The sequence below is a fragment of the Pseudarthrobacter sp. fls2-241-R2A-127 genome (assembly GCF_030209355.1).
GTDB lineage: Bacteria > Actinomycetota > Actinomycetes > Actinomycetales > Micrococcaceae > Arthrobacter.
In genome coordinates, this window is sequence record NZ_JARVSF010000029.1 from 1 (window position 1) to 26,984 (window position 26,984).

The 26,984-nt window shown below is 63.4% G+C and carries 27 protein-coding genes; 10 read left to right on the top strand and 17 right to left on the bottom strand.

Features of this window, described 5'->3' with window-relative positions; translation table 11 throughout:
* The first annotated feature begins 285 nt into the window (after window positions 1-285).
* Entirely contained in the window at window positions 286-663 is a 378-nt protein-coding gene (locus tag QRN53_RS17315) for a hypothetical protein (protein WP_285245049.1), read from the top strand.
* 58 nt (window positions 664-721) lie between these two features.
* Complete coding sequence (locus QRN53_RS17320) at window positions 722-1,141, top strand: hypothetical protein (RefSeq protein WP_285245050.1); 420 nt, start codon at window positions 722-724, stop codon at window positions 1,139-1,141.
* Between the two features lie 189 nt (window positions 1,142-1,330).
* Here the strand turns inward: QRN53_RS17320 and QRN53_RS17325 are convergent, their stop codons facing one another.
* Both QRN53_RS17325 and QRN53_RS17330 read right to left on the bottom strand, forming a co-directional pair.
* Window positions 1,331-1,804, bottom strand: a complete 474-nt coding sequence (locus QRN53_RS17325) for a DUF6278 family protein (protein WP_285245051.1) — start codon at window positions 1,802-1,804, stop codon at window positions 1,331-1,333.
* A gap of 157 nt (window positions 1,805-1,961) precedes the next feature.
* Complete coding sequence (locus QRN53_RS17330) at window positions 1,962-2,486, bottom strand: hypothetical protein (protein ID WP_285245052.1); 525 nt, start codon at window positions 2,484-2,486, stop codon at window positions 1,962-1,964.
* 394 nt (window positions 2,487-2,880) lie between these two features.
* Between QRN53_RS17330 and QRN53_RS17335 the strand changes: the two genes are divergently transcribed.
* Window positions 2,881-4,113: an MFS transporter gene (locus QRN53_RS17335; protein WP_285245053.1), complete on the top strand. Its 1,233-nt coding sequence runs from the start codon at window positions 2,881-2,883 to the stop codon at window positions 4,111-4,113.
* Between the two features lie 1,440 nt (window positions 4,114-5,553).
* Here QRN53_RS17335 and QRN53_RS17340 read toward each other — a convergent pair.
* The 3 genes from QRN53_RS17340 to QRN53_RS17350 all read right to left on the bottom strand — a co-directional run bounded on the left by QRN53_RS17340 (window position 5,554) and on the right by QRN53_RS17350 (window position 9,280).
* A complete protein-coding gene (locus QRN53_RS17340; RefSeq protein ID WP_285245054.1) occupies window positions 5,554-7,107 on the bottom strand; it encodes a DUF2079 domain-containing protein in 1,554 nt (517 codons plus the stop codon).
* Between the two features lie 183 nt (window positions 7,108-7,290).
* Complete coding sequence (locus QRN53_RS17345; protein WP_285245055.1) at window positions 7,291-7,974, bottom strand: response regulator; 684 nt, start codon at window positions 7,972-7,974, stop codon at window positions 7,291-7,293.
* Window positions 7,967-9,280: a sensor histidine kinase gene (locus QRN53_RS17350; protein WP_285245056.1), complete on the bottom strand. Its 1,314-nt coding sequence runs from the start codon at window positions 9,278-9,280 to the stop codon at window positions 7,967-7,969. The genes QRN53_RS17345 and QRN53_RS17350 overlap by 8 nt, the downstream gene beginning before the upstream one ends.
* A 285-nt stretch (window positions 9,281-9,565) precedes the next feature.
* On the opposite strand from QRN53_RS17350, the gene QRN53_RS17355 reads away from it, so the two are divergent.
* A complete protein-coding gene (locus QRN53_RS17355) occupies window positions 9,566-10,039 on the top strand; it encodes a DUF6278 family protein (RefSeq protein WP_285245057.1) in 474 nt (157 codons plus the stop codon).
* A gap of 798 nt (window positions 10,040-10,837) precedes the next feature.
* Here QRN53_RS17355 and QRN53_RS17360 read toward each other — a convergent pair.
* Window positions 10,838-11,985, bottom strand: a protein-coding gene (locus QRN53_RS17360) for an IS3 family transposase (RefSeq protein ID WP_241711096.1) whose coding sequence is annotated in 2 segments (ribosomal slippage) — window positions 10,838-11,712 and window positions 11,712-11,985 — 1,149 coding nt in all. Because the reading frame shifts where the segments join, the coding sequence is not laid out codon by codon here.
* Window positions 11,986-12,466: 481 nt separating this feature from the next.
* Between QRN53_RS17360 and QRN53_RS17365 the strand changes: the two genes are divergently transcribed.
* Window positions 12,467-12,856 carry an ankyrin repeat domain-containing protein gene (locus QRN53_RS17365; protein WP_285245058.1) on the top strand — a complete coding sequence of 130 codons (390 nt, stop codon included), beginning with the start codon at window positions 12,467-12,469 and terminating at the stop codon, window positions 12,854-12,856.
* 202 nt (window positions 12,857-13,058) lie between these two features.
* Window positions 13,059-13,490, top strand: a complete 432-nt coding sequence (locus QRN53_RS17370) for a hypothetical protein (protein WP_285245059.1) — start codon at window positions 13,059-13,061, stop codon at window positions 13,488-13,490.
* Between the two features lie 76 nt (window positions 13,491-13,566).
* On the opposite strand, the gene QRN53_RS17375 is transcribed toward QRN53_RS17370, so the two are convergent.
* The 5 genes from QRN53_RS17375 to QRN53_RS17395 form a co-directional block, all read right to left on the bottom strand.
* Window positions 13,567-13,905 (bottom strand): dihydrofolate reductase family protein, encoded by a 339-nt coding sequence (locus QRN53_RS17375; protein ID WP_285245060.1) that lies wholly within the window; start codon window positions 13,903-13,905, stop codon window positions 13,567-13,569.
* A 52-nt stretch (window positions 13,906-13,957) separates the two neighbouring features.
* Window positions 13,958-14,395, bottom strand: coding sequence for a VOC family protein (locus QRN53_RS17380; protein ID WP_285245061.1), 438 nt, complete (start codon window positions 14,393-14,395; stop codon window positions 13,958-13,960).
* Between the two features lie 214 nt (window positions 14,396-14,609).
* A complete protein-coding gene (locus QRN53_RS17385) occupies window positions 14,610-15,086 on the bottom strand; it encodes a P-loop nucleotide/nucleoside kinase family protein (protein ID WP_285245062.1) in 477 nt (158 codons plus the stop codon).
* A 5-nt stretch (window positions 15,087-15,091) separates the two neighbouring features.
* Entirely contained in the window at window positions 15,092-15,733 is a 642-nt protein-coding gene (locus QRN53_RS17390) for an MBL fold metallo-hydrolase (RefSeq protein WP_285245063.1), read from the bottom strand.
* Window positions 15,727-16,296 (bottom strand): dihydrofolate reductase family protein, encoded by a 570-nt coding sequence (locus QRN53_RS17395; protein ID WP_285245064.1) that lies wholly within the window; start codon window positions 16,294-16,296, stop codon window positions 15,727-15,729. The genes QRN53_RS17390 and QRN53_RS17395 overlap by 7 nt, the downstream gene beginning before the upstream one ends.
* A gap of 94 nt (window positions 16,297-16,390) precedes the next feature.
* Between QRN53_RS17395 and QRN53_RS17400 the strand changes: the two genes are divergently transcribed.
* Window positions 16,391-16,798 (top strand): winged helix-turn-helix transcriptional regulator, encoded by a 408-nt coding sequence (locus QRN53_RS17400; RefSeq protein WP_285245065.1) that lies wholly within the window; start codon window positions 16,391-16,393, stop codon window positions 16,796-16,798.
* A gap of 378 nt (window positions 16,799-17,176) precedes the next feature.
* Window positions 17,177-17,398: a hypothetical protein gene (locus QRN53_RS17405; RefSeq protein WP_285245066.1), complete on the top strand. Its 222-nt coding sequence runs from the start codon at window positions 17,177-17,179 to the stop codon at window positions 17,396-17,398.
* A 25-nt stretch (window positions 17,399-17,423) separates the two neighbouring features.
* On the opposite strand, the gene QRN53_RS17410 is transcribed toward QRN53_RS17405, so the two are convergent.
* The 4 genes from QRN53_RS17410 to QRN53_RS17425 all read right to left on the bottom strand — a co-directional run bounded on the left by QRN53_RS17410 (window position 17,424) and on the right by QRN53_RS17425 (window position 22,992).
* Complete coding sequence (locus tag QRN53_RS17410) at window positions 17,424-18,245, bottom strand: class I SAM-dependent methyltransferase (RefSeq protein ID WP_285245067.1); 822 nt, start codon at window positions 18,243-18,245, stop codon at window positions 17,424-17,426.
* Between the two features lie 69 nt (window positions 18,246-18,314).
* On the bottom strand, window positions 18,315-19,280 hold the full coding sequence (locus QRN53_RS17415; RefSeq protein ID WP_285245068.1) for an alpha/beta hydrolase: 966 nt from the start codon (window positions 19,278-19,280) through the stop codon (window positions 18,315-18,317).
* The gene (locus tag QRN53_RS17420; protein ID WP_285245069.1) at window positions 19,277-20,266 is read right to left on the bottom strand and encodes an alpha/beta hydrolase; all 990 of its coding nucleotides are present in this window, start codon (window positions 20,264-20,266) and stop codon (window positions 19,277-19,279) included. The genes QRN53_RS17415 and QRN53_RS17420 overlap by 4 nt, the downstream gene beginning before the upstream one ends.
* The gene (locus tag QRN53_RS17425) at window positions 20,263-22,992 is read right to left on the bottom strand and encodes an alpha-L-rhamnosidase (RefSeq protein WP_285245070.1); all 2,730 of its coding nucleotides are present in this window, start codon (window positions 22,990-22,992) and stop codon (window positions 20,263-20,265) included. Before QRN53_RS17425 ends, QRN53_RS17420 begins: the two co-directional genes overlap by 4 nt.
* A 151-nt stretch (window positions 22,993-23,143) precedes the next feature.
* Between QRN53_RS17425 and QRN53_RS17430 the strand changes: the two genes are divergently transcribed.
* A complete protein-coding gene (locus tag QRN53_RS17430) occupies window positions 23,144-23,974 on the top strand; it encodes an IclR family transcriptional regulator (protein ID WP_285245071.1) in 831 nt (276 codons plus the stop codon).
* Between the two features lie 29 nt (window positions 23,975-24,003).
* Here the strand turns inward: QRN53_RS17430 and QRN53_RS17435 are convergent, their stop codons facing one another.
* Window positions 24,004-24,930, bottom strand: coding sequence for a LysR family transcriptional regulator (locus tag QRN53_RS17435; RefSeq protein ID WP_285245072.1), 927 nt, complete (start codon window positions 24,928-24,930; stop codon window positions 24,004-24,006).
* Between the two features lie 129 nt (window positions 24,931-25,059).
* On the opposite strand from QRN53_RS17435, the gene QRN53_RS17440 reads away from it, so the two are divergent.
* Complete coding sequence (locus QRN53_RS17440) at window positions 25,060-25,395, top strand: CBU_0592 family membrane protein (protein ID WP_502934855.1); 336 nt, start codon at window positions 25,060-25,062, stop codon at window positions 25,393-25,395.
* A gap of 7 nt (window positions 25,396-25,402) precedes the next feature.
* Here QRN53_RS17440 and QRN53_RS17445 read toward each other — a convergent pair whose 3' ends face one another.
* Complete coding sequence (locus QRN53_RS17445; protein WP_285245074.1) at window positions 25,403-26,890, bottom strand: glycoside hydrolase family 43 protein; 1,488 nt, start codon at window positions 26,888-26,890, stop codon at window positions 25,403-25,405.
* Window positions 26,891-26,984: the final 94 nt, after the last annotated feature.

A 26,984-nucleotide genomic window follows, 5' to 3' on the forward strand; every position in this document is an offset into this window, starting at 1 on the left:
CGAACCCCGGCGCTGAACCGCACGAACAGGTGGCGCTCAAAGCTTCAAATACTCACTGATGATTTGGGTGACTTCTGGCCAGGCCAAGGATTTTCACCTCGGCCTCCGCACGGATGGCGGCGAGTACTTTGGAAGGACGTCGCTGCGGCAAAGGGGGTTGCTCTACGGGCTCCTTTAGCCGAGCGGGGCGAAGCTCCTCCTTGTGATGGCTGGGAGGCAGTCATAGATGGCCCCCTGTTCAAGGCAGCAGCCGCTGATGCCTTCGTTGCCCCTACTGAAGGGGCAATGAGCCAACTGGAGCTTGAGGAATTGATCCCACTATTTGCGGCGCATACAACGACTACGCGGGTGCGGGGAGTGCTTTCCTATATGGATTCTTCAGGCTTCCTCGACGTTCCTGGGGATCCAGACGGCGTCCGCTACGCGTTCAGCTTTGAACTCACCGGCATGGTCACCGATTTGCTGCGTGTTTCCGACCCGAACGACCGCGTCACTCCTGAACTATGGTGGCCCGAGGACCGGGCTTGGCTTGTCTGGAGCGACCACGACCTGATGGGAAGCAAAATCTTTGGAAGCCGGGCGCTTATCCAACAGATAAGGGAACACCCTGACATCGAATCGCTTGACTGGTTTCCCAACTCACACACTGACTTTTCCGCATGACTTCCACCGTCGCCCGCCTGCAGGGCCCGATTTCTGAAATTCGTGAAAAGTGTCGTCGTTGACCAAAGTGCTGATCGTTTCCTACATCGTCATTGTGACTTACGCCGTCGGCTATTCGGGGCAATTCAAACTTCCCATGATCGTTCGTCCGGGCACCCCTATCCACAGATTCCTTGGAACGGTGAACCTTGTCCTCCACGGATGCGCCATAGCGATAGCACTCACATTGCCGTCTCTAACGGATTTCCAGGGCATAGCAATCCTGTCGTACCTCTCCGCGCTTTTCGTGGCGGTATCAGTTGCTATCTACCGCTGGCGTCCCCTAAGCCTCTACGTAATCGTGCTTCGCCCCCAGGGGAAGCACGGCAAGCCAAAGGCGGAACAGGCGCACACCCCTTGGCCGTACGTATGGCTATGCAGCGCCGGCTATATCCTGATGCTGATCTACATCCAGACCATCTTCGGACGCTACTGGTAAATGCATGCTGTTGACCAAGCGTTGAACCACCCGACGCACGGCGTCGGAGGACGACTGGCCAGTGCCCATTAGTCAACCCTCAGCGGGACAGTTCTTGGAGGACAGGCAGTGCGAAAGGGATCCTTCACCGGACGTGTGAAGGCCGGTACTTGGCTGACACGGACGCACTGGTCCTCAGACCGACTAACCTCACGTCCCTTGAGGTTCATCGCGGCCAATGCGATCGAGTGCGTGGTCGTAATTCATCGCCAGGGTCGGCAGCCCCACATCAAGCCGTCGTTGAGCCACATGGATAACCGAAACGCTTGTGTTCCTGCTTATGCGGACTATTGGGGAGCCCTCTTCGATAACTTCCCAGTGGGCTCCCGGAATGGCGTGAGTGAGAACGTCTCCGTAGAACATCCCAATGGCCGCAGTGAGTCCCGTAAGGTCCTTCTTGGCCTCCGGGTCCTCACTCAAGGCATCGATTACGGCGAGGCCCTCGCGCGAGCGGGGAAGAGCCATTCCTTTCCCGCGGACATACTTGAGGAGTTCGTCATAGCCTCCAACATTTGTGGGTGGAGGCGACGGCTCATCGGCACCTGGCTTGTACTCTGCATATCTCCGGGCCATCCCTGGAGGCAGTGATTGAAGCGGCTCTTCGGTTTCGTCCCGGTCAGGCATGCCGTCATGCTACCCGGCTGCGGTCCTGGAGCGGCACCGCCAATTAGGAAGGGATCAACGGGAATTGCCGTGCCCGTTGCGGATCGGCCTACGGACAGGCTGGACCGCGGTGGGAAGCTGTTACCTCTTTAGCCACGACTTCCTCTCAAAGACGCAATTAAAGGTTCCCGGTAGCCGCCAGTCGTTCCACGGCTGAAGTGCGCTCAAGGTTGTTGAGTCCGACTTGGACGGCTACTGGCGGGTTGACGTGTCTGTAGAGCTCGATGGCTGTTCCGTTGACCTTCCAAAGGGCAGACGCGTTGCCGGCTGGTTGGACCGAGTCGTCCAGTGGTTCTCCGAATTCAGCGCGAATCAGGGAGTGTATGGAGTCGAATAGATCAAAAGGTCGCGTGGCGGGACTGCGCGGCTCTTGTTGGAGGAAGAGGCTGATTCCAACCAATTCGCCCTCGTGTGTCATCCAAGCGCCGACTGGAGTGGTCGATGCAGAATCAGTGATCACCCCTCCGACGACTGCCGGTGATGCTCCGTTCTGGGGAGCTCCGGGGAGTGGCCGCAGTCCGAGCATCTGAAAGTAGTTATCTTGCTCGGCTTCCGTGGTGGGCCAGCCGGACGACTCGACCAAGGTGATCAGAGCCAAAACCTGTTCCGGAGTCCGTTCACTGGCTTTGTCCTTGTCTTCCATGCCCACACCATACGTTGCCGCGAGCGGGAAGATGCCGAAGATCTGTCAATGCAATTTGGAGGAGGGCCTGTACGTCCCCCAAATCGGGGCATTTGATCCCGCCTTGGGGCAGGATCACAGCGTTCCGTAAGACGGTCCTTCAACGGACGCGCACAATCGCAGGGCAGGGTGTCTGTTCGCTTAGCTTTCCGGCGGCGTAAGTTACGAGCCACCAACCCTCACCTCATGATGTTCTAAACATCGTGGTGGCAGTGACACGGAATTTAGTAGTTGATGACCAATGACAGCTATGCAGTAGGCTTTGGAAAGCGCTTTCTCATATGAGGTGGCCGCATAGGAAGACAAGAACTGGAATCGGCGGGGGACCTCCGAGAAGCACTTGGAGTCGACTGCCATGTCCAATTCACAGAAGGTACTGACCAGGCCTTTCGCGCAGCTGCTGAGCGCGATGTTTGTCCTGCATCTGGGCACGGCGATTACGACTGTGGCCCTCCCTGTATTCATCGTTCAGAGATACGGATTCTCAGGGGACCTGGCATTCTCCTTGGCCCTTCGGCTCCTTCCCATGGTTTTTGCTGGCGGTGTCGCTGCTTGGGTCTTGGGCCGGGTGGATGCCCGTTGGCTTGCCGCGTTATCAGCGACCGCAACTGGGATAGCAACAGCGCTGATACCTCTGACCTCCAATCTGGTCGAGCTCAATGTCCTTTCCGTCATCAGCGGATTCGCAGGTGTCCTGGGCAGTCCTGCAATGATGATGCTGAGGTCCGGTGTCCTGCAGCAAGACAATGTCATGAAAGGCAACGGGCTGATCGTGGTGGCCGAGAGAGCACCACTCGTGATCGGCCCTGCGATCGCGGCGCCGGTACTTCTAATCTCCGATGTCTCTACGCTCCTTATCGCCGAAGCGTTGGCGACGCTGCTATCAGGCCTCCTTATCGTGGGGCTTCCAGCAGTGCCGCGGGAGGACAAGCCCGCTGAGCCAAAATCCCTGATTTCCCGCGTCAGGGAGAGCGCCCTGGACTACCGGACGCAGGGTTATGCGGTAACCGGGATCTTCTACACGATCGCTGTAAGCGCAGGTCGCATAGTCATGATTGCCCTGGCTACGTTCGTATTTGGAGATAACCCTGCAGCCTTAGCCTGGCTTCTATCCGCCATGGCGCTGGGGGCCGTTGCCGGGGGCATGATCGGAGGACAATTCCCCAAGCGATGGATCGGGCCGATCTACCTGATAGGCAACCTCGTTGAGGGCGGCCTGTGGATCGGCATCGGGGTCAGCGACTGGCTGCCAGCAACCATTGGTCTATTGGTCCTGGCCGGCCTTTTCGAATCGGTCGCTACGACGGCCTTTTTCGCGGACTTACAACTGCGGCTAAGCCCGGCAGGCGTCGGGCGATTCTTTGCGTTCTTCCTTCCGATCGTGAATGCAGCCGCTGTCTTGGGCACACTTGTCGGAAGTTGGCTCGTTCCAGACGGCAACGTCCTCTTCGGTTGCGTGGCGGTAGCGATTCTTATCATTGTGCCGTTCGTCCCCTATCTGAAGGTCTACACCGTCAGAAAAGGTGACGTATCTGATGAGACGGCCAAGAGCAGCAGCGAAAACGTCAAGCCGGCACGGGTGGAATAAGAGGTCCCCAACCAAGGAGAACGGCTGTCACAGGAAAACAGCCGCCTGCACTGTGGAGCGTCCGGTAGAGGATCGGCTTACGGACGCGAGCAAGCCGATCATCGAGCCCAGCGACGGGGGCGATGCACCAAATTCGTGCTGTGCCGCTCCTGACATTGGCCCCGCTGGGAGAGCGGATAAGTCCTATGCGCGGCCGGACCGAGCATGAAGGCTTGATCAAGACCATTGCCGCTCCTGATAGGAAGGTCTAGTGTCGGGACATCATGCGTTCATCGGCAATTCGCCGCGGTCCTGTCAATAGAAAACTCGGGGATGTCAGTGGCAAATAGAAGTCTTGGGTCAAGTAACAGTCCTCTTATCCCACCCGGGACCCGACTGACATGGCAGCAGAAGTACAGCAAGAAAACTACGGACATCTACGTCCGTGGCACAGCCACAGGGATGGTGGGGTTCGGCTTTCTCATCCTTACGCTTCTGACAGGTGTGATTACACGACCGCGATTTAGCGAGGAATATACCGCCCCCTTGGCTGTGGCCGGGGCATTCTTCGCTGCAGCCTTAGCGTGCATCACCATCATGTGCGTCTTATTGGCCCGCTTCTATGCATCCGCCGCTGTGGACCGCCACCGGCGGAATGCTGGGCTGCCAGTCAATCCGGAGCCCGAACACTAATTCGGACACGGGGACGCTTCCCGCTCATGACGGAAATACCAGCGAACGCATTGACCTGTCATTTTCCGAAGCTGACTGCGCACGAGCTTCCGTGGTTCCAGGATTTGCGCAGAGGACGACTAGAGCAGCGGCCGGTCGAGAGCCCCATGCAAAATGGTGCTTTTGTTCGCTACTCCTGTTCAAAAAATCGGGGGCCGCTACGCTCCGGTGTATGCCGTCCAGCTTCGCAAACGCAAGGCCTCCCAGCGCCCGGTAGGGGATCCCTTCGCGGGATTAGGGTTAGCCCGCTGCCATAGACCTAAAGTTCCATGGACCACCAGAGCAATGCGGCACCAACGGCCAGGAGGCCCAGCACTTGAAACAAGAGGCGGTTGCGTTGCGGTTGCCCAACTTTGGTTGTTCGGTACAAAAGAAAGAAGCAGAAAACTGCAACGAGTGCTGCCAGTACGGCCAACAGCAATGAGGTGTCCATGCCAAAGCGTAACCGCTGGAATCAACTGAAGTCTCGAAGACCATTGCCGTAAGCCGCTGGCTCAAAGGGCGTACTGTGCCCGATTGTGGATCGCCTTTCGGGCTACGCCGCCCGATAAGAGTGCGAAAAGACAGTCACCTATCGCCGGGGAGGCCTGTCAGCATGGATCCTTAGCTTGGGGGGTCAGGAGTGTCAGAATCTGGATCCGAGGTAGTAGCCCAAGAAGCCTGCGAAGACTGTCACGCCGACTCGACAGCACGCGGCGATCGGGGGCTTGAACCAAGCTTTTCGTTTTTTCAATTCTTAGCCGCCGTAGCCAGGCTCTCACTGTCTTGGGCGTACTGGCTTTTCTGGAGCAGCAGGATGTTGTTCTCACGGTACGTCTCCCGGAATCCTTTTGAGGCGAGGAATTTCAGCGCGGTGCTTGGGCTGTAGTTTCCGTCTCCACCGCCACCCGTGTTGTCCTGAGTGAGGTCAACGATGGCCCATTGAGCTTGATCGGACTGCCGGCCGATCATTCCGACAGACGTACGGTTGGTCAGGTGTGGCACGAGCCGGTCATCTGCTTCCACGAACGCACCGTCGGGAACCATGCTCACAATGCGTTGCTGGGCATCGATGTGTGTAGTGGCACTTGAGGATAGGGGCATGAACAGCTGGTGAAGCGGAAACAAGGATGGAGCAAGAGCTGTCCCGATGAAGACACCGGCCAGGAACAGGGCAGGAGCGATGGTGCGCAGGCAGTCAATAGCCTCATGGCGCCGGATGAGTTTGGCCAGCACGTCCACTGCAGCCATCACGAGAATTGGGGCTAGCACGGCGTTGTACTGGAATCCGGTGCCCCACGTTCCGGGTCTGTCGCTGAGTAGTCGGCTGAGCAGTATGGGCGCCGCCAGCAGCGCGTAGGCGGATCCGAGGGGCAGAAGGCCTACCGGCGCGAACAGGGCAGCCCACAGGAGCTGTTTCGATTCGTTGTTGAACAGCAGGGCCAAGGTCTTGAGTGGGTGGGCCAGGATGAAGAGTACGGCAGCGCCCAGTGTGGGCCCCAGGTCCGAGTATTGCCAGTAGCCAAAGGTTTGGTGGGCGTTGAAGTGCGGAATGACGACGCCGGTCACCGCCAGATAGGCGGTGAGCCCCAGTGCTGTGAGCACTATTCCAAGTCGCCATTGCCGACGGAGTAGAACAATCAGGGCGACGGCCATGACCATGAACCCCATGTCTTCCCGGACCATCAGCAGAGCCAAACAGATCATAACCACGGTGCGGTATTTTCGTTGGTCCAGTGCATGGATGATCCAGGCCACCAGCGGCACACCAAAGGCGATTTCGTGGAAGTCGAATCCCACTAACCCTTGGATTGGCCACCAAAAAAGGTAGCCAGCGCTCACTAGGAGTCCAGGCAGCCACCCCAGCCGGGAGCGCGTAAAGAAGTAGACCGGAAACACGGAGACGGCCAGCAGCACTGCCATCGCTATACCTAGCATCCGAGGGTCGTCCCACAGCCAATAGAGCGGCGCGAGTGTGGCCAGGATTGGGTGGAAGTGGTCGCCCAGGATGTTGAAGCCAGCGCCCTTGATTTGGCTGTAGGGCGCTGCCAGTTGTGAGTATTGGCGTACTACCTGATCGAAAATGCCCAGGTCGTAGCCGGCTGACTGGAAGCGGGAAAACCTCTGGAACGAGAACGTGGAGTAGAACACGGCGGCTGCGAACGCCAGGACTGTTATCCAGCGCAGATCCGGGGCGAATGGGCGGGAGACCTGGTGCAGCAGTTCTTTCCGGAGTAGCTGAAGTCTTCCGCTCGGGACTTGCCTGGCCGTACTTCGGACGGCTTGTTCACTGACCACTGACATGGTTCCCCCTAGCTATCGCTGTATGTTGTGCCTGTTTTTGGGCAGCACGCATCAACCGGGGCACTCCGGTGCGTGGTGTTGAGAAGAAGAGAAAGCCACCATCCGTGGCGTCCCGCGGAGGCTGGGCCTCCCGGGCATTACATGGGATGAGTCGTTCCGGTTAGCGGCTTTCCGTCATGGGCATCAGCCCAATAAGCGGTGTTCGTAGGCGAAGGCGACGAGCTGGATCCTGGTGCGGACGCGGAGCTTGCCCAGGATGCTGCGGACGTGGGATTTAACGGTGGCTTCCGAAGAAAAAACATTCGCCGCGATTTCGGCGTTGCTCAGTCCTTTGGCTACCAGCAGAAAGACGTTCTTTTCTCGGGCTGTCAGTTCCGCGATGGATTCAAGATCTGGTTCAACTGCAGGGGCCGTGGAGGAGTGTGCGAAGAGCTCGTGGGCGGCGCCGGGGGCGATCACCGCGTGGCCGGAATGGACGGTTCTGATCGCTGCAAGCAGGAACTCCGGCTGGGCACTCTTTAGCAGGAATCCGCTGGCACCGGCCCGGATGGCCTGCACCACGGCCTCGTCGCGGTTGAATGTTGTGAGAGCGATGATCTTTGGCTTCTCGCCTCCGCCGTCCCGAGCCGATGTGACAATGCGTTGCGTTGCCTCGACCCCGTCCATGACGGGCATCCGCAGGTCCATGAGCATGACATCCGGTGCTGAGGACCCTGCAAGGGTCACTGCCTCCTGGCCGTTGCCCGCGCTTCCGCAAAAGACCATGTCAGGTTGGGATCCAATCATCATCTCCATGCCGGCCCTGAAGAGGACCTGGTCATCGACCAGGGCAACTCTGATGGGTGCGGTGCTCTCAAGCTCATCCATGGCTGCTGCTTCCCACTGAGGCCACTTCCTCTGGGACCGGGCCGGCGGTTTCTTCCGCAGCCCCAACATTTTTTAGCAGCGCACCGTAGGGGATGAAGGCGTTGACGAGGAATTCGTTGTGGTCCTGCTCTGCTGTAAGCCAGCCGCCGGCCAGTCGTGCCCGCTCGCGCATTCCAGGGATTCCCCGGCCCATCCCGGCGGCTGGGGGCAGGTCCTGCCGCTGCTGGTTGCCGCGGGTGGAGCTAAAGACCTGGATGGCCAGCCCGGGTCCGCTCCAATCGAAGTGGACTCGCACGTGCGTCCCCCGGCCGCCGTGCTTCAGTGCATTAGTGAGTGATTCCTGCACGATCCTGTAAACGGCGACCTGCTGGCCCTCGGCCAGCACGACAGGGGTGCCCGAAGCGGTCTGGGAAATGTTCAGCTTGTCCGCCAGTTCCTTTATCAAAGCGCCCACATCGCCTACACCTGGTTGCGGCCCGGTGAGTCCTTCATCTCTGCCGCCGTCAATGACCCGTTGGGTGTCCACCAAGGCCTTGCGGGCTGAGTCGGCGACATTTTCCAACGCAGCCCGGACAGGGGCGGGCAAATCCTGGCTAACGTAACGAGAGCCGTCCGCTTGAGCGACGATAACCGCGAGGGAGTGAGCGAGGACATCGTGGAGGTCTCTGGAGATACGGCTGCGTTCCTGCTCAAGAATGAGGTCCACTTCGGCAGCGTGCAGCTTCACCTCGGCCGACCGGCGCTCCCTGGTAAGCAGGGCGCGTTCTTCAAAATTCCGGATTAGGTAGCCGGCCAGCCAACAGGTCAGCATGATGACAAGCAGGAGTGACGCGCCCGCAGCCCAGTAATTAGCCATCGCTTCAGGGTCGGCGAAATTATTGATGAGGACGAAACCCCGCCCCGTGGAGCTGCCTGTATATTGCCGCGAGAGCAGCAAAAAAGACATAACCCCGGCGTAGACGGGTGACAGGCCGAGCGCCGCCCAGCGGACCCACCGCTGGCCGTTATAGGCCACAAAAAATAAGGCGAAAGGGACAGCGAGATTCATTGTCCAGTAATGGGGAAACACGGGGTTCACCCAATGTAGGCCCTGTGCCAGCAGGTAAGCACCCACAGCTGCTAATGCCAGCAGGGGGTAGCGGGCAGAGACCGCGACCACCGCGGTGAAGATGACCAGCGTGTGCGTTACCGGCCAGTCCCAGAAGCGCCCGTACCAGGGAACCAGGCTGAAGTACCAGAAAGCAAAGTAGCCGCCCGCTACAACCAGCGCACCCCAATGCCGTGTAAACCCCCGAAGAACCCTCATAAAGCCACGCTATCCCGGGCAGAACGAAGATAATCCTCAGTTGGAGACCTCGTAGCCCTGCGGCTATCAAGAAATAGCCGCAGGGCTAAGAAAACCCGTCCGAAAGTACAAGGAGACGGAGGCGAGGCATCCCCCCGGATCTACGGCACCAGCAACCGGCCGGGGCTTCCCGCCACGGAGCGGTGACGCCCGGTAGAGGATCCACCACCGGTCACTTCAGTGCCCTGTTGATCCCTCCCAAATTGGCACTCCTGCTCTAAGAACACAGCGGGGTAGCATGACGGCATGCCTGACCGGGACGAAACCGAAGAGCCGCTTCAATCGCTGCCTCCTGGGATGGCTCGGAGATATGCCGAGTACAAGCCTGCCCCTGATACGCCCTCGCCTGCACCAACCAATGTTGGTGGCTATGACGGGCTCCTCAACTACTGCCAGGGGAAAGCGATGGCCCTTCCCCGCTCGCGCGAGGGCCTTGTCGTAATTGATGCCCTGATTGAAGACCCGGAGGCCAAGAGCGACCTAACAGGACTCGCCAGGGCCATTGGCATGTTCTACGGAGACGTGCTTACTCACATCATCCCGGGAGCCCACTGGGAAGTTGTCGAGGAGGGCTTCCCAGTGGTCCGGATAAGCAGGAACACAAGCGTTTCGGTTATCCATGTGGCTCAACGACGGCTTGATATAGGAATGCCGACCCTGGCAATGAATTACGACCACGCAATCGACCTCATTGACGAAGACAGGCTCCAAGGCAGCTGAGGACTGAGGCGCTTTGATGTCTGGGAACACCCGCTGGGCAGCGCGGGCGCACGGCCAGTGGGGCCGGCTATGCGCGTGCGGTGAAGGATCCTTCACCGGGCACTCGACGCTCCATTGAGCCCAGAAAGAGAACGAGTTCGCAGCAATCTCGACCACGACAGCGAGGACCCCGCCATCGCGGTCAAACTGTCGGTAGTGAATTTCCGGATAGAGGCTGTGTCCGCGGGCTGAGGGGCTTGGCCGCCGAGTAGTCACTTCCTTCGGCGGACGACGTACAGCGCGACAAAGACCACGAACAGGGTGACAATGACTGCGACCAAGGCGCCTGGGGTGATTCCCACTGTTGTCATCTCTCCTCAAACAAGTCGCTGAATCTCCCCTGGGTGCGACGAAGACTCTGGTACGTGATGTCCAGCGCCGCGGGGACTTGTTCCTGACGGTACACCGACCCGATCGATTGCGGCTGCTGCCGCATCCGCGCGCGGAGCACGCTTCGAGGCTATCGGTTCACAACCTCACGGGTATGAATCTCAGCCTAAATGGCGGCATTTTATTGCAGCATTGACTGTCACCTCGCCGCGCGTAAGCCGATCCCTCTCCGTGCATTCAACGCTCCATCGAGCTCAGAAAGAGAACGAGTTCGCAGCGATTACGACCACGACAGCGCGGACCCCGCTATCGTGGTCAAACTGTCGGTAGTGAATTCCCGGATAATCAGCTTCCTTAGCTGTTCTTCCCCGTGAGGTTGTGAACGCGGGCTGAGGGGCTTTGGTTGGGTCCCCGTTAGCAGTCCAGCGTCTATGCGATAGCTAATTGGTTTTCTTGCGTCCAGTTCTCCCAGTACCGATTCGGCGTCATGCCATCCAGGGATCCGTGGGGCCGTTCATGATTGTAGATAGCTTTCCATTCCTCGGCCAAATACCTTGCCTCGGCCATGGTGTCCATGATTTCTCCGGTGAGTTGTTCCCTTCTGAACTGGGCGTTGAACGACTCGATAAAGCCGTTCTGCCACGGTGATCCGGGGTCGATGAACGCGGTATCGACCCCGGCGGTGTTGCACCAGCCGACCAGCGCTGCGGCGGTGAATTCCGGCCCGTTGTCGCAGCGGACGTACGTCGGGGCGGTGCCGGTTTCGGCGATGATGTCCTCCAGCACCGCGATGACGTCGGCGGCCTTGAAGGACCGGCGCGGAATGACTGCCAGCGCCGTGCGCGTGTATTCGTCGATGACATTGAAGAACCGGATGTGTCGGCCGCAGGAGGTCACGTCGGACTGGAAATCGAAGCTGACCACGTGCATCGGGTACTGGGCCGTGAGACGCTTCTGTTCCCCGGCGCCGGGGCCGGTGCGCCTCTTCTTCCTCGCCCTGGGTTTGCACGTGAGCCCTTCGTCACGCCAGAGCCGGCGCACCCGCTTCTTGTTCAGTGCCACACCAGCCCATGCCGGCTGGGCCAGCAGATGCCAGCGGGCCTTCCGCCAGCCCCACGCGGGATGCTTCACGGCCACGGCCCTCAGGTCCGCACGCAGCTGCGCCTCCTCGAATCCCATGTCGGGTTTCTTCTTGCGGAACGCGGACCGGTTCTGGCCCAGAAGCGCGCAGGCGAAGCGTTCGGACGCCCCGAACTTCTCCACCGCCATGCGCACGGCACGGCGGCGCGGTTCGGGGCTCAGAATTTTCCCTTCGCCACCTCATTGAGAATGTCGATGGCCAGTTCCTTCTCCGCCAGCAACCGCTTGAGCCGGGCGTTCTCCTTCTCCAGCTCTCTGGTCCGCCTGGAGGCCTCGGCGTTCTTCTCGGAACCGTACTCCTTCAGCCACCGGTACCAGGTCGCCTCGGTGACCTGGAGCTCCTTGATGACCTCGACCATCGGGCGTCCGTCATTGAGCATCTTCTGGCCCTGCCGGACCTTCGCGATGACCTGCTCGGGGGTGTGTCTGCGTGCCATGATTCGTGAAATTCCTCCTGCGTCCATTCTCGGACACGAAACTCACACAAACACTGGACTCCTACCCGGGGACCCAACCAGCTTGGCCGCCGAGTGATCACTTCCTTCGGCGGATGACGTACAGAGCGACAAAGACCACGAACAGGGTGACAAAGACTGCGACCAGGACGCCTGGGGTGATTCCCACTGTCATCTCTCCTCAAACAAGTCGCTGAGTCTCCCCGGGGTGCGACGAAGACTCTGATACCTGATGTCCGGGCGCCGTGGAGACTTGTTCCTGACGGTACACCGACCCTATCGATCGCGGCTGCTGCCGCATCCGCGCGCGGAGCACGTTTCGAGGCTACCGCGTTCACAACCTCAAGGGTATGAATCTCAGCGCTGAATGGCGGCATCTCATTGCAGCGCTGACTGTCGCCTCGCCGCGCGTAAGCCGATCGGTTATGGTGCAGTGTCTCCAGCACCAAGAATTGAGGTATCTATGGATCGCGCCGGTCGGGCTCCGCTTCATTACGCAGCACTCACCAATGATGCCGCGGAGGTGACACGGCTGATTGCAGAAGGCGAGGCTCCCGATTCGTCCGACAGCCAGGGATTCACCCCGCTTCACCTTGCGTCCCAGGAACACGCCCTTGCCGCGGCGACTGCGCTGCTCAACCTCGGCGCGATGGTCGATCCAGCCAACTCCTTCGGTAACACACCGCTGTTTGTCGCAGTCTTCAGCTCGCGCGGCCGGCCGGAGATGATCGATCTGCTGCGATCACGCGGTGCAAATCCACTGCATCCGAACAAGGCAGGGCAGACCCCCGTGGGCCTCGCCAGATTGATCGGCAACTACGACGTGGCACAGTACTTCGAAGATCTGCGCTGAGCTTCGTGCTAGCAACGGACGAATACGGATCCCTAACAGGCCAGTCCTGCCAGGCGCAATTCATAACAGCATCTGACCATTACAGGATCCTCATATCGGTTTCATTGCGGAACAGCTGGACCGATGCTTTGTTTCCGCTGCAGTTCTTGGCCGCGGGTAGGGTAAGGATTTCAAACTGTTTGGGGGAACATTGAAATACCGCTTGCTGACAACTGCCGCCGCAACTGCGGCCCTACTGGCACTGACCGGGTGCTCCAGCTACTCAGGAATCGCTGCCGTCCAAAGGACGGCAGACGCCAGAGACGATCTTCCCACCGAAGTCGGCAGCCTGAATCCAAACATGCCGTCCGGCTTCCGATTCCTTACAGAAGATGCAGGGGTCAAGTACTACGCTGCAGAAAACTCCGACCACACCACTGCCTGCATGGCCGTCTACCCAGTCGACAAGCCCGACCAATGGTTCACAGGCTGTAGCGACGCGATCACAGGTGACCGTGAAATCGTCACCGTCAGCCACATCGGCCAGCCCACTGTGACGCTGGTGACAACTGGATTCGATACCCGATCTCTTGAATCGGAGGGCTGGCGCAAGATTCACGACAATGTTCTGGTCGGCGCAGTGACGCGCCCCTAAGCCGATCCTTTACCGGACATGGCAGCGCCCGTTGATCCCGGTAGCACGTTGCTCGCGCGGCGACCCGGTGCATGTGTCAGGCGTACTCGGGGCGTCCGCCCACTCGGTAGGTGAGGCCCACGATTCCGCTCCCGAAGACGCGAGAGTCCGTGAGCTGGCGGTTGAAATCGAGCCCGTTGTGGGGGAAGACTCGTTCTCCCTCGCCGACGATGACGGGAAACTGGATCAGATTAAGTTCGTCGACCAGTTCGTTCTCGAGCAGCCAGGGTGGTGGAGACGACGTACTTCGGCTTCGAGCTGATTGCCTCTCCAAAGCCGCCGTCGTCGCTGCGGGCACCCCAGTAGGTCTCGAACAGTCTGTAGGTCTTCCGGTGGACAAGCGGAAACCACGATCTGCGTCTGGGGCCAGCTGCATGTTCGCGCCCCCGAGCTCGGATTTGATTTCGCGTTGATCGGTCGAAGGGCCGTCAGTCCTTCTTCAGTTCCTGGGCAAGCATCACGAGGATGCCGCTCGGCCCGCGCAGATACGTGAGCTTGTAGATATCCAAGTATGTCGCTACGCCGCGAATTGGATGGCAGTCGTGCCGCGCTGCGACTTCAAGCGCTGCGTCGATGTCGTCAACAGAGAACGCGACGCGGTGCATGCCAATCTCGTTGGGGAGCGTGGGCTGCGTCTCGATAGCGTCGGGGTGAAGGTACTCGAAGAGCTCGATTTGACCGTGACCATCCGGCGTTTTGAGCACGGCGATCTTGGCGTGGTTGGCGTCGAGTCCGACAGCGGTGTCGGCCCAGTCGCCGCTGATTGTGTCGCGGCCAACGACTTCCAATCCCAGGTCGGTGAAGAACGAGATCGTCGCTTCGATGTCGCGGACCGCGATTCCAACGTTCTCTAATTTGATTGGCATGCTCGCATGCTACCAAGGGGCGCGATGGCCGTCAGGGTAACTTTTTGCGCTGCCCGCAAGACGGTGACCTAACGGGCGCTGCTGCGTTCGATAGGGAATCGGCATACGCCCACATAGATCAGGAGCAGGTCTGGCGGACACCGAGCTGCGTCCCGTAGAGGTTGGTAACACCTGAAGAGCGCAATCCGCTGCGACGCCGGGTTCGTTCCTGTGGCTACGCTCCTATGATTCCGAGCGGCCCCTCCTCGGGCGTCGGCGGCTCGAATCGCCTGAAGTACTCCGTAGCCGTCTGCTCTGTCAGCGGCCAATCGTCCGCTTGCTTGCCATGCCGGTCACCGACGCGGCTCAAGATGGTCTCCAGACTCGTCGCGACGTAAACAGTTTCAGGCACAACGCCCTGCGGCTCAAGCAGTGCACGGAACTCGTCGCGTTGCCGTCGATACCAGAATCCGAAGTCGAGGACGACATCGTTCCCCGCCGCGACATGGCGCAGCAAGCGTGCCTTCAGGTCTGCTGCAACTTCGGCGACAACCTCTGCGGAGGGCATCGTTCTGATTCCCCGATTCCAGTACTCCACCTCAAACGACAAACGCGTCCAGCCCTCGCGCTCCAAACGCTTGGCGAAGGTAGTCTGTCCTGCACCACCCGGCCCGCACATCATCACGACGCGGCACACCCGGATCTTGTTCACTGTACTCAGCCCCGCGCCGGCACGGCCGGACGCCAGGGAGCGTCTTGGTGGGAGAGCCACACTTCGCTCGGATCAAGGCTGCGGATAAGGTGCTGCGCCTCGGTTGCAGGCTGGTCCAGTTCCCCGTAGAACACGGCACTGTCGCCACAGAGCACAGCGGGACGATGGCCTGTCTCAACCACGACGATCTGGGACCCCGCCGAGTGTCCAGCGGCGCGAATGAGACGACCCGGAAGGAGTTCCAGTTCCCCGTCCACCAGCGTGTAAGTGACGCCCGGGGCATCCACCCAGTCCAGGATTGTGTACTCGCCCGCATGCGCTTCGATGTACTCGGCCCGCTGCACATAGATTGGCCGCCCGGGGAAAAGGTGATTGCCTCCCACATGGTCGAAGTGCAGGTGGGTGTTGACGACTATATCGATGCTGTCCGGGTCGAAGCCGGGCAGTTCGTTCAGCGGCTGGATGCGGGGGTCCATATCCTCGACTGCAGGGTGCAGCTGGGTGAGCCCCGTGTCCACCAGGATGCGGGCATCCGGGTGGTCGAGAATGTGCACGTTGATGGGCAGACGCTGGTCGCCGGCCTGCAGATCACCCACCCGGAGGCGGGTGATGGTGGTGTGCGTCGAACGAGCAGAATCGGTCACCATTCCTCCTTCATGGACAGCACCTGGTACCGGTGCATCGTCACACCGGACGAGAACCTCTTTTGCTCCAGCAGGTCCAGGTCGATCGGCCTGTCGTTATCGTCGAACAACGGGCGGCCGAACCCGAGGATGCTGGGGTGGGTGTAGAGCAGTAGCTCATCGAGCAACCCTGCCCGAAGGAGCTGGGACGCCACCGCGGCCCCACCGACGGCGATCCTCCCGTCGGTCTCGGCCTTGAGCCGGGAGAGCTGACCCATGGTGTCGCCTTGGCCGATGATCCGGGTGTGGTAGTCAGCGCTGGTGCGGGTGCTGGACACCAAGACTTTAGGGGTGGCGACCCAGATCCGGCCATACTCCCGCGTAATACGGTGAGCAGACGCATCGTCGGCGGCGTCCGGCCACGCCTTTTCCATAATCTCGTAGAAAACCCGCCCCTGGACAAACATGGCGAGGCGCTTCGCTTCGTCATTGAAATGCTGGTGCAGCTCCTCGTCGATCTTCAGCCACGACCCGGCTCCGTTATCTCCGGGCACTTGCTCGATCAGCAGATCGACAGAGGTATTCATGTTGTAGATGAAGCGGCCCATCGCGCGACCAATCTATAGTGGTTGTAAGTTGCAATCACTATAGATTGTTGAAGTCCAGTGTCAAGGAGGATCCATGGAGAGCACGTCGGACCATATCGCCGATGCGGCAGACATCTTCGGTGACCGGTGGACCCTGCTGATCCTTCGCGACGTGGTCTTCGAGGATCGACGAAACTTCCGTTCCCTCCTGCTCGGCTCCCGCGAGCGGATAGCATCCAACATCCTCGCTGATCGGCTGGTTCGGCTCGTCGAAGCAGGTCTTCTGGTGCGAGGCGAGGGGCGCCGAGGGCAGCGGGCGACGTACAGCCTCACCGAGGCTGGCATCCAGTGCGTGCCGATCCTCTACCAATTGGCCGAGTGGAGCGCCCGGTGGCGGGGAAGCGGGGGATCCGGGCAGCCCCGGATCCCGAACATGGACGAATCGATGCCCACGCTGATTGCGGAGCTAAGGGCTCGCCATATCGGCGAAGATGCATCGTAGCCGGGGGAGCCATTGTGCGGGCCGGAATCGGCAACGCTCGAGCTGAGAGGGAGGTGCCGATCGTGCGTCGGAAACAGGATCTTGGGCAGCCCCATGAGCAGTCATTTTGGTGGGTGTTGAAGCCCGCGGCGGGGCCCCTTCCGCGCCGATCCGCAAGCCGATTGGCTAACGGGAGCTCGTGGATGGCGAGCTGATGTAGGCGGCGCGAGGGCACCGCCAAAACGCGCACGAAGGCGCCGAGCAGGCCGATGTAGCTGCCGGTCATGAAACTGCGGTGAGCTTTGAGTTTCGCTTCGTCGTGTGGCGGCACTGGCGGTCTCGACGCTTCCTCGCTGACAGCGCCTTTCCATCGGCCAAACCCGGGTGAAGGATTGCAGTATGAACACAATTGAGTGGTGGCCCAAGTTAGATTCCGAGGCGCAGACGTGGCTAATTGAGCACAACGGCGAGGTTATTGCCGAGGACGTGGTGAACAAGATCGCGGCGGCCGGCGGAGTTGTAACATCGCACGCCTGGTGGATCGGCGACCAGACACCCGAGGGCATTTACCTCTCCGACGAAGCAGTCGATTGGATCGAGGAAACTGCCAACGGCGAATGAACCTTGGGGGTCCGGCAAGAGGAGCTCAGGTCTTGGTACACACGAACATCACAGTCCGGATCCGCCGCTCGGCGAGGTTGGCCACCTGGTTGGCCGCCATCTGCGCGAAGCCGTCGCCAAGGAAGGCCGCAAAGGTCACCGGCGGTGGCCCCTCCCGCTGGATTTTGGCACGCATGTGCTGGAACCACGAAAGGCTTTCGTCCGAGGAATCAATTTCCGACATGTCGTCCAATCCTGCCGAGGGGAGCAACCGGCGCACGTCCTCCAGGGTCGCGGGAAAGCTTGTAGAGGAGTCAGCGGCCCACGGCACCGGGTAGTGCACTTCACCTCCTTCGCCCTGCAGGACGTCGTAGGCCACAAACCTGCCGCCGGGCCGGAGGACGCGGAACGCTTCGGCATACAGCGCAGGCTTATCCGGGATGTTCATGGCCACGTGCACGGTCATCACCGCATCCACAGACTCATCCGGCAGACCGGTGGCCGTGGCGTCCCCCACCTGGAAGCGGGTGCGGCCGGACAACCCTGTCCACTCGGAGAGCGCCGCTGCTGCCTGGCAGAACTCCGGAGTAAGGTCCACCCCCGTCACCGTGCACCCGGCCACCTCGGCGAGCGTCCGTGCCGGCCCGCCCAATCCACTGCCGAGATCGAGCACCCGGGAATCAGCGGTAACGGCCAATGCTTCGATGATTTCCAGCGTGGCCCTGCGCCCACGGATGTGGAACTCGTCCACAGCAGCCAGGTCCGCCGGCCGCAGCGCCGTACGGTCCACACCGGCCGCGTCCAGGGCAGAACTGATGGCCTCCACAAGTTGCCCGGGGCCGGTGTAGAAGGCCGAAACCTGGTTCATGGCGCCATCCTCACACCGGGCGGGCCCCAGGGTCAACGGGCGGTCCGGGGACAAGCGGGGTCAGCGGGGTCAGGGGGAGACGTTGGCCAGTTCCCGGGCCAGGAAGTCCAGGGCCGGCTGCCCCTCGGGAAGCCCTGCCGTGTGGTTGAGGTGGCCGTGGACTGCGCCCCGGGCCAGGAAGGAGGAAACCGGAACCCCGGCCCGCTCCAAAGAGGAGGCAAAAAGCTCGGTCGAGCCGCGGGCGTCGTCGTACTCGCAGGCCAGGAGCGCTGTGGGCGGAAGCCCGGCAGGATCGGCATACCCGGGCATCGCGTAAGACGGCGCCATGCTGACAGGTCCGCCCACGTAGTTCTCCGCCGTGCGGATGCAGTCCTCCAGGGTGAACCGCAAATGCCGGGGCAGGCCGGCCATGACCGCCTCGTCCAGGCCGCCGGCCGGCGGCGGCAGTTCGGCATGCAGGAAGGGGTAGGCCAGGAGGAGCTTGGCCGGCAGCGGCTTGCCCGCGTCGATCAGGTAGAGCGCGGCGCCCACGGCCAGGTTGCCGCCGGCACCGGCACCTCCCAGGCACAGCAGGTCCGGATCCAGCCCCAGCGATGCGGCGTTCTTCCGCGCCCAGAACCATCCCGTCAGGGCATCGTCATGCGGAATCGGGTAGGAGACCCCGTCCCGTGCCAGCCGGTAGTCGACGGACAGCACCGGCGTCCCCCGGTCCGCAAGCACCCGGGCCAGGTAATCAGACTCGGGAATGTCCACGCTGCCGCTGACGAAGCCACCGCCGTGCAGCCACACCAGGGCAGGGCTGCCGGTTCCGGCGGCTTCGCCGTAGATCCGGAGGGCCACCGGCCCGTGCCGCCCGTCCGCCGTGACCGTGCGGATGGGGACGTCGGGCCCAGGCGTCCGGACGGCGTCGGGGTTCAGGAACCGCGGGCCTTCAGGGCTGGCAAGGTATTCGGCGAAACCGTCGGCGGTTCCCTCCGGGCCGCCGGCCGTGGAAGCCTCCGTGGCAACCGCCGCCGGGTCTTTCCGCGGTGTCATGGCGTGCCCAGCTTCCTGGCGAAGTAGCCGACGGCGGAGTCGAGGATGTCCGCCATCCTGTCCTCCGCGCCGAAGAAGCAATGGTCGGCGCCCTCGACGGTCACCACCTCATGCTCCACGCCCGCCTCGGCGAGCGCGGCGGCCAGCAGGTCGGTCTGCGAATGCGGCACCAGTCCGTCGGAGTCACCGTGGACCAGGAGGAACGGGGCGGCGGCGGCGTCCACGTAGCTGACCGGGCTGGCCGCGGCCAGCAACTCCCGGTCCTCCGAGCCACCCACCAGCATGTGGTTGGGCTGCAGGGACATGCCCGGCGGGACGGCCGCGGTCAACGCCTCCGGGAAGAGCCCCCCGGGCATGGCCATCGGCGGAAGGTCCCCCAGCGAAGTAACACCATAAAAGTCGACGACGGCGCTGACGCTGCTGGGGTGCCCCTGCGCACCGAGGCCGCCTTCCAGGTCGCCGCGGTGGCCCGTGAGCCCCAGGAGCGCCACCAGGTGGCCGCCGGCGGATTCGCCCCACGCTCCGAACCGCTCCGGATCCACGTTGAGCTCTGAGGCGAACTCGCGGAGGTACCTGACGGCGGCCTTGAGATCGTGAAGCTGGGCCGGGAACGGGGCCTCGAGCGAGTGCCGGTAGTCAGCGGTGGCGCAGGCGATCCCGGCCTCGTTGAGCAGCCGGAAAACCGAGCCGGGCGCAAACGTGGGCGGCAGTTCGCGGCGGTCGCCCAGCTGGAACGCGCCGCCATGCACCCAGAGCACCAGGGGCACGCGGCCGGCCGCATGCCGCGGCAGCCAGATGTCCATTTTCAACGGCCGGAAGCCCAGGGCCCGGGCATACGTCACTTCCCGGTGTACCAGGGACACGTCCCCGGCCGGCTCCGGTGTTCCTGGCGAATCAAACACCGGGAACGGCGGCACGTCCCTTCCTTCGGGATGAGAGACGTCCCGGCGGGGTTCGATTACCTCGGTAGCGTCATCCACTGTCATAGTGTGCTCCTCATCAGCTCGGGTGTGGCAGCACTGCCGCGGGTGGCGGCAGCGAAAGTATGGGTCCCAGGCCCGACGACGACGGCCGGCCGCCCGGGCAGCAGCACCTCCGCGGTGGTGCCGGCGGGGAGCGTGGCAGTGAGCGTCAGCCCGGCGTCGTCCTTCAAGCCCCCGGAGGCCGCGTCCGCGGACCGGGCCCAGGCCACCTCGATCAGGCCGCGCGGCCCCAGGTGGGAGGTGGCCGCGGAGGTCAGTCCGGCACCGGGGCGCGGCTCGATGATGATCCGCTCCCAGCCGGCGCTTCCTGCCGCCTGGCGCAGCCCGGCCGTGTACCGGTGCAGGAAGGTCACCACGGCGCCCTTGCTGTAATGGTTGAGTGACTGGTGCGCGGCGCCCTCGGCGTCGATGCCGTTCCACAGTTCCCACACAGTGGTGGCGCCGCGGTCCACCATGGCCAGCCACGAGGGTTCAGTGTCCTGCATCAACAGTTCGTAGGCCAGCTCCAGCTCGCCGCTGTCGGCCAGTACCGGCAGCAGGCAGGGCGTGGCCAGGAAGCCCGTGCCCAGGTGCGTGCCTGTGTCCCTGATCAGCGCCGCCAACTGCGCGGTAACGGAGGCACGGTGTTCGGGACCGACCAGGTTAAAGGCCAGGGCGCGGACGCAGTTGGCCTGACTGGCCCCGGTGACGCGGCCGGCGGCGTCCAGGTATTCCGTTTCCCAAGCGTCCCGGATCCGGGACGAGAGTTCCGCCAGGCCGGCGGCTTCCGCGGCCAGGCCGAGAACCCCGGCGATGCTGGCCATCAGGTCCGTAGTGTGCCGGTAGTAGGCGGTGGCGACGATGCCGTGGTCGGCGTTGCGGGCGGCGAAGAGGTCCGGCTCGGGCCCGTCCGGTTCCATCCATTCGCCGAAGTGGAAGCCGGTGTCCCAGAGGTATTGTTCGTGCGGTGCCGGCCGGGTGCTCCTGGCTGTCCGCGTGGGGTGCCGCCGGCTTTCGGCGGTGGTCTGCACGAATCTTAGCCAGCGCGTCATCGCGTCCCAGTTTTCGGCCAGGATCGACGCGTCCCCGGTGGCCATATAGGCCTCCCACGGCACCATGACGATGGCGTCGCCCCAGCCGGCAGACCCATTGGTGAAGGCCATGAATTCGGCCGCGGTGGCAGCAGGGCCGGGCGACGGTGAAATGTTGGCGATGACCCCGGTGTCCCACTGGTCGGCGCGGACGTCGCGGAGCCATTTCCGGGTGAAGCCGGTGACGTCGTAGAGGTACGCGGCGGTGGGGACGAACAGCTGCCAGTCGCCGGTCCAGCCGGCCTTCTCCCGTTGCGGGCAGTCGGTGGGGACTTCGCAGGAGTTGCCCAGGAAGCTCCACTCCACGATGTCATGGAGCCTGTTCAGCCGTTCGTCGCTGCAGCGGAAGGTGCCGATCCGTTCCAGGTCCGTCCGGACCAGGCAGCCGGTAATGTCCCCGGGGTGCAGGTCCCGGCTGAGGCCCTGCACGGACACGTACTGGAAGCCATGGGTGGTGTGGCGGGGTTCGAAGACCTCGCCGGGCGCGCCGGAGGAGATGACCGTGTCCACCTGGCCGGCGTCGAGGAACGCCCCCGGTGAGCGGAAATCGTGCGGGCGCAGGTGGTCGCGGGTGACCTCGCCGTCTCTCTCCAGGGCCTCGCCGTATTCGAGCGTGAGGGTTTCGCCCGGCGCCGCCAGCCTGGCAAGGCGGACCCAGCCATGGATGTTCTGACCGAAGTCCACCACCTGGTTGCCGCTGGGCAGCCGGACGACGGACGCCGGCGCCAGCTCCCGCGTCACCCGGGTGGGCGGAGCCAGGGGCCCGGCCAGCTGCGTGAACGTGCCGGGCCGGACGACGGCGGGACGCACCCCGGGCGCGGTGCCCGCCAACGGTGCCCTGCCGGCGTCATGCGCCCGGAAGTCAACCCGCTGGCCTGCCATCAGGTCCGCGCCGGTGATCTCCGTGGCGGATACCAGCCAGGAAGCGTCGGTGCCGATCACCTGCCTGCCGGTCCCGGACTCCATCTCGAGCTGTGCCAGGAAAGCCGTGTGCGTGCCGTACATGTCGGCGTCGCGCGTGTACCCGAAGCTGCCACGGTACCAGCCGTCGGTGAGGACGGCCCGGATGGTGTTGGCACCCTCGCGGAGCAGGCCGGTGACGTCATACGCCTGGACCTGGAGGGTGGTGTTGTAGCTGGTGGAGCCAGGGGTGAGCTGCTGGCTGCCCACGCGCCGGCCATTGATAAACAACTCGTAGATGCCCTGCGCGGTGGCGTACGCGCGGGCCTTGTCCGGGGCGGCAGTGAGCGTGAAGTTCCTGGTGAGGGAGTAGCCGGGGCGCCCTCCGGGGGCAGGGACGTCTTCCTCGTCAGGTCCAATCCATTGCGCGCTCCAGTCGGAGGGATGCAGGAGGCCCAACTCCACCGGCATCGGCTCGGACCAGCCGCTGGCTGTTTCGGTGCCGGTGTGGTCCACGTTCCAGGTGCGGACCCGCCACTCGAACCGGCTGCGGGAGTCCAGGGTGGGGCCGCTGTACGGGATGCCGCTGGAGGTGGCTGATTCAACCTTGCCGGTGTCCCAGCCGTTGCCGGCCGTAATTTGGTACGCGGCTTGGCGGACGGTTCCGGCGGGCGGTGTCCAGCTGAGCCGCGGGTCGCGGATGGTCAGGCCCATCGCCTCGGACAGGTGCTCGGCCCGAAGCCGGGTAGGGGCGGTCATGCGGCGGGACTCCTGGGATGCGGATGCTGGGAGTTCCAGCTTCGTGCGCCACCATCCGTCCCCCACAGGGTGCTTTCAATGGTTGGAATAGTATTGTGGTTCAGCTCACTGCGGCCCACCGCAACTATCGACGGCGCTAGGAAAGACTGCCATGACTGCCACCCCGGAAACGGACACCCCGACTGCCCGCGGCAAGCGGCCAAAACAGGGCGAACCGGTCATCGACCGGGCCCTGAGCCTGCTCGCCGTCTTCTCGGACCGGCGCCGGGCACTGACCCTGTCCGAGTTGGCGCGGCACGCGGGTATGCCGGCGCCCACGGCGCTGCGGCTGATTGCCCGGCTGGTGGCGTGGGGTGCGTTGGAACGGCTGGACGACGGCCGCTATGTGGTGGGCGTGCGGCTGTGGGAGGTGGCCTCGCTGTCGCCGCGCGGCCACGGGGTGCGGGAGATCGCGCTCCCCTACCTGGAGGACCTCTTCGAGGTCACGCGGCACCACGTCCTGCTGGCGGTGCGGGACAACGAGCAGGCGGTGCTGATCGAACGGCTGTCCGCGAAGGACGCCACCGAGGTCGCGTACCGGGTGGGCGGCCGGGCGCCGCTGCGGTCCACGGCCATTGGCCTGGTACTGCTGGCAGGAGCGGACCAGCAGTTCCAGGAAACCATCCTGAAGCGGCCGCCGGAGATCGAACCCGGCGTCTCCGAGATGCCGGAGGGTCAGTTGCGTCGCACCTTGTCCGATGTGCGGCGGACCGGCATCGCGATGATCCGGCGCAGCCTGCCGTCACGCACCGTGTCCGTGGCCTCGCCCATCTTCGACGCGCAGGGCGCCGTGGTGGCGTCCCTGTCCATCGTGGTTCCGGACGGTTCCACGCCGCCGAACGTCCTGGCCCCGGCGGTCCGCGCCGCAGCCAGGGCCGTGTCCCGAAACCTTGGCTTCCAGGCCCAGGCCAGCACGGATATCAGAACGCACTCGAACGGCTAGCAGGGAAGGCGGCAGGCTCACCGGGCCGCTCAGGAGGCATGGCGGGTGTCGAAGGCCGCCGCCGATTCACGCAGCAGGCGCGCCACCGTATCCACGGGCAGGCTGCTGCGGCGGCGGCGTCCGCCGACGCGCCGCAGGACGATGCGCCGCGTCCCCAGCCCGGGAACATCCAGGACTTCCACGCCGTCCTGGACCACCCCGGTCAAAGCGAGGGTAGGGACGATCGCGACGCCCTCGCCGGCAGCCACGAGCGCCAGGGCGGTCAGGGTATCCAGGTACTGGTGCACGGTGTCCATTCGGGCTCCGGAGGCGCGGCCCAGCCGCGTAAGCACGGCAACATTGGCCGCTGAGGGTTCCACCCCCAGCCAGGGCAGGGGCAGGCGGCTAAGATCGATGTTCTCGGTGGTGAGCAGGGAGCCGGAGGGAACCACCAGTTTCCACGGCTCGTCCAGGAGCGGCTCCTCAATCAGCCCCGAACCCAGCACACGCTGCTCCGCCGCCGTCGAATCGAGCTCCACCACGACGGCATCGAGCTCGCGCTGGCGCAGCAGGCGCATGAGCACGGGAAAGTCGTCTTCCACGATGTGGATCTGCAGCTGCGGGTACTGGGTGCGCCACTCGGGAAGCCGCGGGATCAGGACTGTCCGAATAAAGCTGGTGAACCCGCCCACCCGCACCGTGCCTGCAACCTTGGCGCCGCCTTCCATCCGGGCCAGGGCCGCGCTGAGGGCGCGTTCGATCTCTTCGCCGGCTTCGGCGATCGCCAGGCCGGCGGGCGTGAGAACGGAGCCCTTGGGGGTGCGCAGGACCAGCGCGTGGCCCGTTTCGTCCTCCAGCTTGGAGAGCTGCTGGGACACCGCCGAGGGGGTGATGCGGAGTTCTTCGGCAGCGGCGAGGACGCCGCCGCTGCGGGCAACCGCCAGAAGTACGCGCACCCGGCGCGGGTCGATATCCATGTTAAGTAGTTCTAAACCACCGCTTCAGAAAAAAGCAATTGAACTAAAGACGCCGCGCGCCCAATAATTGCGAATGGAGCCGGCCCCGCAGCCGGATGCGCCGACGTTGGGAGGCAAGGCATGGACGTCATGATGTGGGAAATTGCCGGCTGGGCCGGCGCGGTCGCGATTCTCAGCGCCTACCTGGCGGTGTCCATGGGATGGCTCAAAGCCGGCAAAGGCTTTCAAACCGCGAACCTTGTGGGCGCCTGCGCGTTCATCGTCAACGGGGTCTTCCACGAAGCGTGGCCGTCAGTGGTCACGAATGTTGCTTGGTTCCTCATTTCCGCCACAGCGCTTGTCCGCATGCAGGCCGCCCGCGGGCCCGCCGTCGCCGAGCCCGCGCCGGTGCAGCTTCCCGGCGTCGCCGACACCACCGGCCAGCTTGCAGTCGTTGAACCGCCGCGGGCTGCCTGCCCGCTGTAGCCGCAGTTTAGTCTTTGCCGGAATAGGACAGGCGGCGGAGCAGGACCTCGCCGTCCACGGCGAAGACACCAAAAGCCCTGCCCGTAAAGGCTTTGGCGGTTTCGAACGCCCAGTGCCTCCCGTCGAGCTCGGCCAGCAGGATGCCTTCCGGGTTGCCGGCCGGACCGGCGGGGCGGACGAGCAGCTGGATCCGGTCACCGCCCACGGCTCCCGCGCTGAAGTCCGACGGCGGCGGGCTGGCTACCACCGTGAGTTCAACGTCTCCGGACGGAACAGTTGCCTCCCAGGTGCGGTCCAGGCCCGCGATGACGGCATGCGCCGTGATCCGGACGGTGTGGCCCTCCGCGGCGGCCTCGATGCCGAACCAGTTGTCCTCGGCATTGCGCACGGCCATGCCGCCGGTACCGGAGCCCACGTCAATCACGGCCCTGAATTCCATTTCGTGATGGCGCTGGCGTTGGGCGAGGAAACAGGGCCGGGGCGAGCCCATGGCATTGCCTTCGCCCCTGAGCAGGAGTCCTTTGGACGTGGGTGCGGAGAACTCCGCCGGAAGCCTGCGGACACCGATCCACCGCGGATCCTCCAGCCCGGCGCCGTTACTGAAGTCGTACTCGCGGTCCTCGGGCATGGCACCTGCCACCCGGGGCAGCTGTGCGTGCGGCCACCCGTCAATCCAGTCCACCGCGGTCAGGAACGTTTCCCGCCCCAAAGGTGAGAACGACTTCCCCAGCCCCAGCGGACGGACGCCCAGCAGCACCATGGCCGTCCCGCCGTCGGGAAGCTCAACGAGGTCCGCGTGCCCGGTGTTCTGGACGGGCGAACCGGTGCCCGCGGCAGTGAGGACGGGATTGTGCGGCGCGGATTCGAACGGGCCGTCCGGCCGGCGCGAGCGCGCGACGGTGACGGCGTGGCCCCTGTCCGTTCCGCCTTCGGCCGCGAGCAGGTACCACCACCCGCCGCGCTGGTAGAGGTGCGGGCCTTCGGGCGAGTAGAGGCCGCTCCCGGACCACAGGGCGCGGGGCTTTTCGAGAGACTGCCCGGTGGCGAGGTCCACGCGGACCTGCTGGATCGCGTCCGGGTGCCGTGCGAAGGTCACGTACGCGGTGCCGTCCTCATCCCAGGCGAGATCGGGGTCGATGCCGTCCACCGCGTCGATGACCGTCCCGTCGCTCCAGGGGCCGGCGGGGTCGGAGGCAGAGAACACGACACAGCCACGGCCGCCGAGGAACACCGTGACGATCAGGTAGAACACCCCGTCCCGGTATCGAAGCGTTGGCGCCCAGACGCCGCCGGGGGTGGTGACGTTGGCCACCTGGACCTGCTCCGCACGCGTGGCCACATGCCCGATGAGGTTCCAGCTTTGCAGGTCGAGGCTGTGATAAACCGGCAGGCCCGGGAGGTACTCGAACGATGACGTCACCACGTAGTAGCCGTCGGGGGTACTGACGATGCTCGGGTCCGGGTTGAAGCCGGGGAGGATGGGGTTGGAGTGCATCCAGCCATCCTGTCGCCTGCCCCTGTCCCCCGGGCGGCCCTATTTCATTCGTTGGAAGGCATTCCCGGGCCGGTGGTCCAGGACGTCAGGCAAA

Coding starts and splice junctions, on each gene's coding strand:
- QRN53_RS17315 (WP_285245049.1), top strand. CDS start 286: ATGAGCCAACTGGAGCTTGAGGAATTGATCCCACTATTTGCGGCGCAT.
- QRN53_RS17325 (WP_285245051.1), bottom strand. CDS start 1,804: ATGCCTGACCGGGACGAAACCGAAGAGCCGCTTCAATCACTGCCTCCA.
- QRN53_RS17330 (WP_285245052.1), bottom strand. CDS start 2,486: ATGGAAGACAAGGACAAAGCCAGTGAACGGACTCCGGAACAGGTTTTG.
- QRN53_RS17335 (WP_285245053.1), top strand. CDS start 2,881: ATGTCCAATTCACAGAAGGTACTGACCAGGCCTTTCGCGCAGCTGCTG.
- QRN53_RS17340 (WP_285245054.1), bottom strand. CDS start 7,107: ATGTCAGTGGTCAGTGAACAAGCCGTCCGAAGTACGGCCAGGCAAGTC.
- QRN53_RS17345 (WP_285245055.1), bottom strand. CDS start 7,974: ATGGATGAGCTTGAGAGCACCGCACCCATCAGAGTTGCCCTGGTCGAT.
- QRN53_RS17350 (WP_285245056.1), bottom strand. CDS start 9,280: ATGAGGGTTCTTCGGGGGTTTACACGGCATTGGGGTGCGCTGGTTGTA.
- QRN53_RS17355 (WP_285245057.1), top strand. CDS start 9,566: ATGCCTGACCGGGACGAAACCGAAGAGCCGCTTCAATCGCTGCCTCCT.
- QRN53_RS17365 (WP_285245058.1), top strand. CDS start 12,467: ATGGATCGCGCCGGTCGGGCTCCGCTTCATTACGCAGCACTCACCAAT.
- QRN53_RS17375 (WP_285245060.1), bottom strand. CDS start 13,905: ATGCAGCTGGCCCCAGACGCAGATCGTGGTTTCCGCTTGTCCACCGGA.
- QRN53_RS17380 (WP_285245061.1), bottom strand. CDS start 14,395: ATGCCAATCAAATTAGAGAACGTTGGAATCGCGGTCCGCGACATCGAA.
- QRN53_RS17390 (WP_285245063.1), bottom strand. CDS start 15,733: ATGGTGACCGATTCTGCTCGTTCGACGCACACCACCATCACCCGCCTC.
- QRN53_RS17395 (WP_285245064.1), bottom strand. CDS start 16,296: ATGAATACCTCTGTCGATCTGCTGATCGAGCAAGTGCCCGGAGATAAC.
- QRN53_RS17400 (WP_285245065.1), top strand. CDS start 16,391: ATGGAGAGCACGTCGGACCATATCGCCGATGCGGCAGACATCTTCGGT.
- QRN53_RS17405 (WP_285245066.1), top strand. CDS start 17,177: ATGAACACAATTGAGTGGTGGCCCAAGTTAGATTCCGAGGCGCAGACG.
- QRN53_RS17410 (WP_285245067.1), bottom strand. CDS start 18,245: ATGAACCAGGTTTCGGCCTTCTACACCGGCCCCGGGCAACTTGTGGAG.
- QRN53_RS17415 (WP_285245068.1), bottom strand. CDS start 19,280: ATGACACCGCGGAAAGACCCGGCGGCGGTTGCCACGGAGGCTTCCACG.
- QRN53_RS17420 (WP_285245069.1), bottom strand. CDS start 20,266: ATGACAGTGGATGACGCTACCGAGGTAATCGAACCCCGCCGGGACGTC.
- QRN53_RS17425 (WP_285245070.1), bottom strand. CDS start 22,992: ATGACCGCCCCTACCCGGCTTCGGGCCGAGCACCTGTCCGAGGCGATG.
- QRN53_RS17430 (WP_285245071.1), top strand. CDS start 23,144: ATGACTGCCACCCCGGAAACGGACACCCCGACTGCCCGCGGCAAGCGG.
- QRN53_RS17435 (WP_285245072.1), bottom strand. CDS start 24,930: ATGGATATCGACCCGCGCCGGGTGCGCGTACTTCTGGCGGTTGCCCGC.
- QRN53_RS17440 (WP_502934855.1), top strand. CDS start 25,060: ATGATGTGGGAAATTGCCGGCTGGGCCGGCGCGGTCGCGATTCTCAGC.
- QRN53_RS17445 (WP_285245074.1), bottom strand. CDS start 26,890: ATGCACTCCAACCCCATCCTCCCCGGCTTCAACCCGGACCCGAGCATC.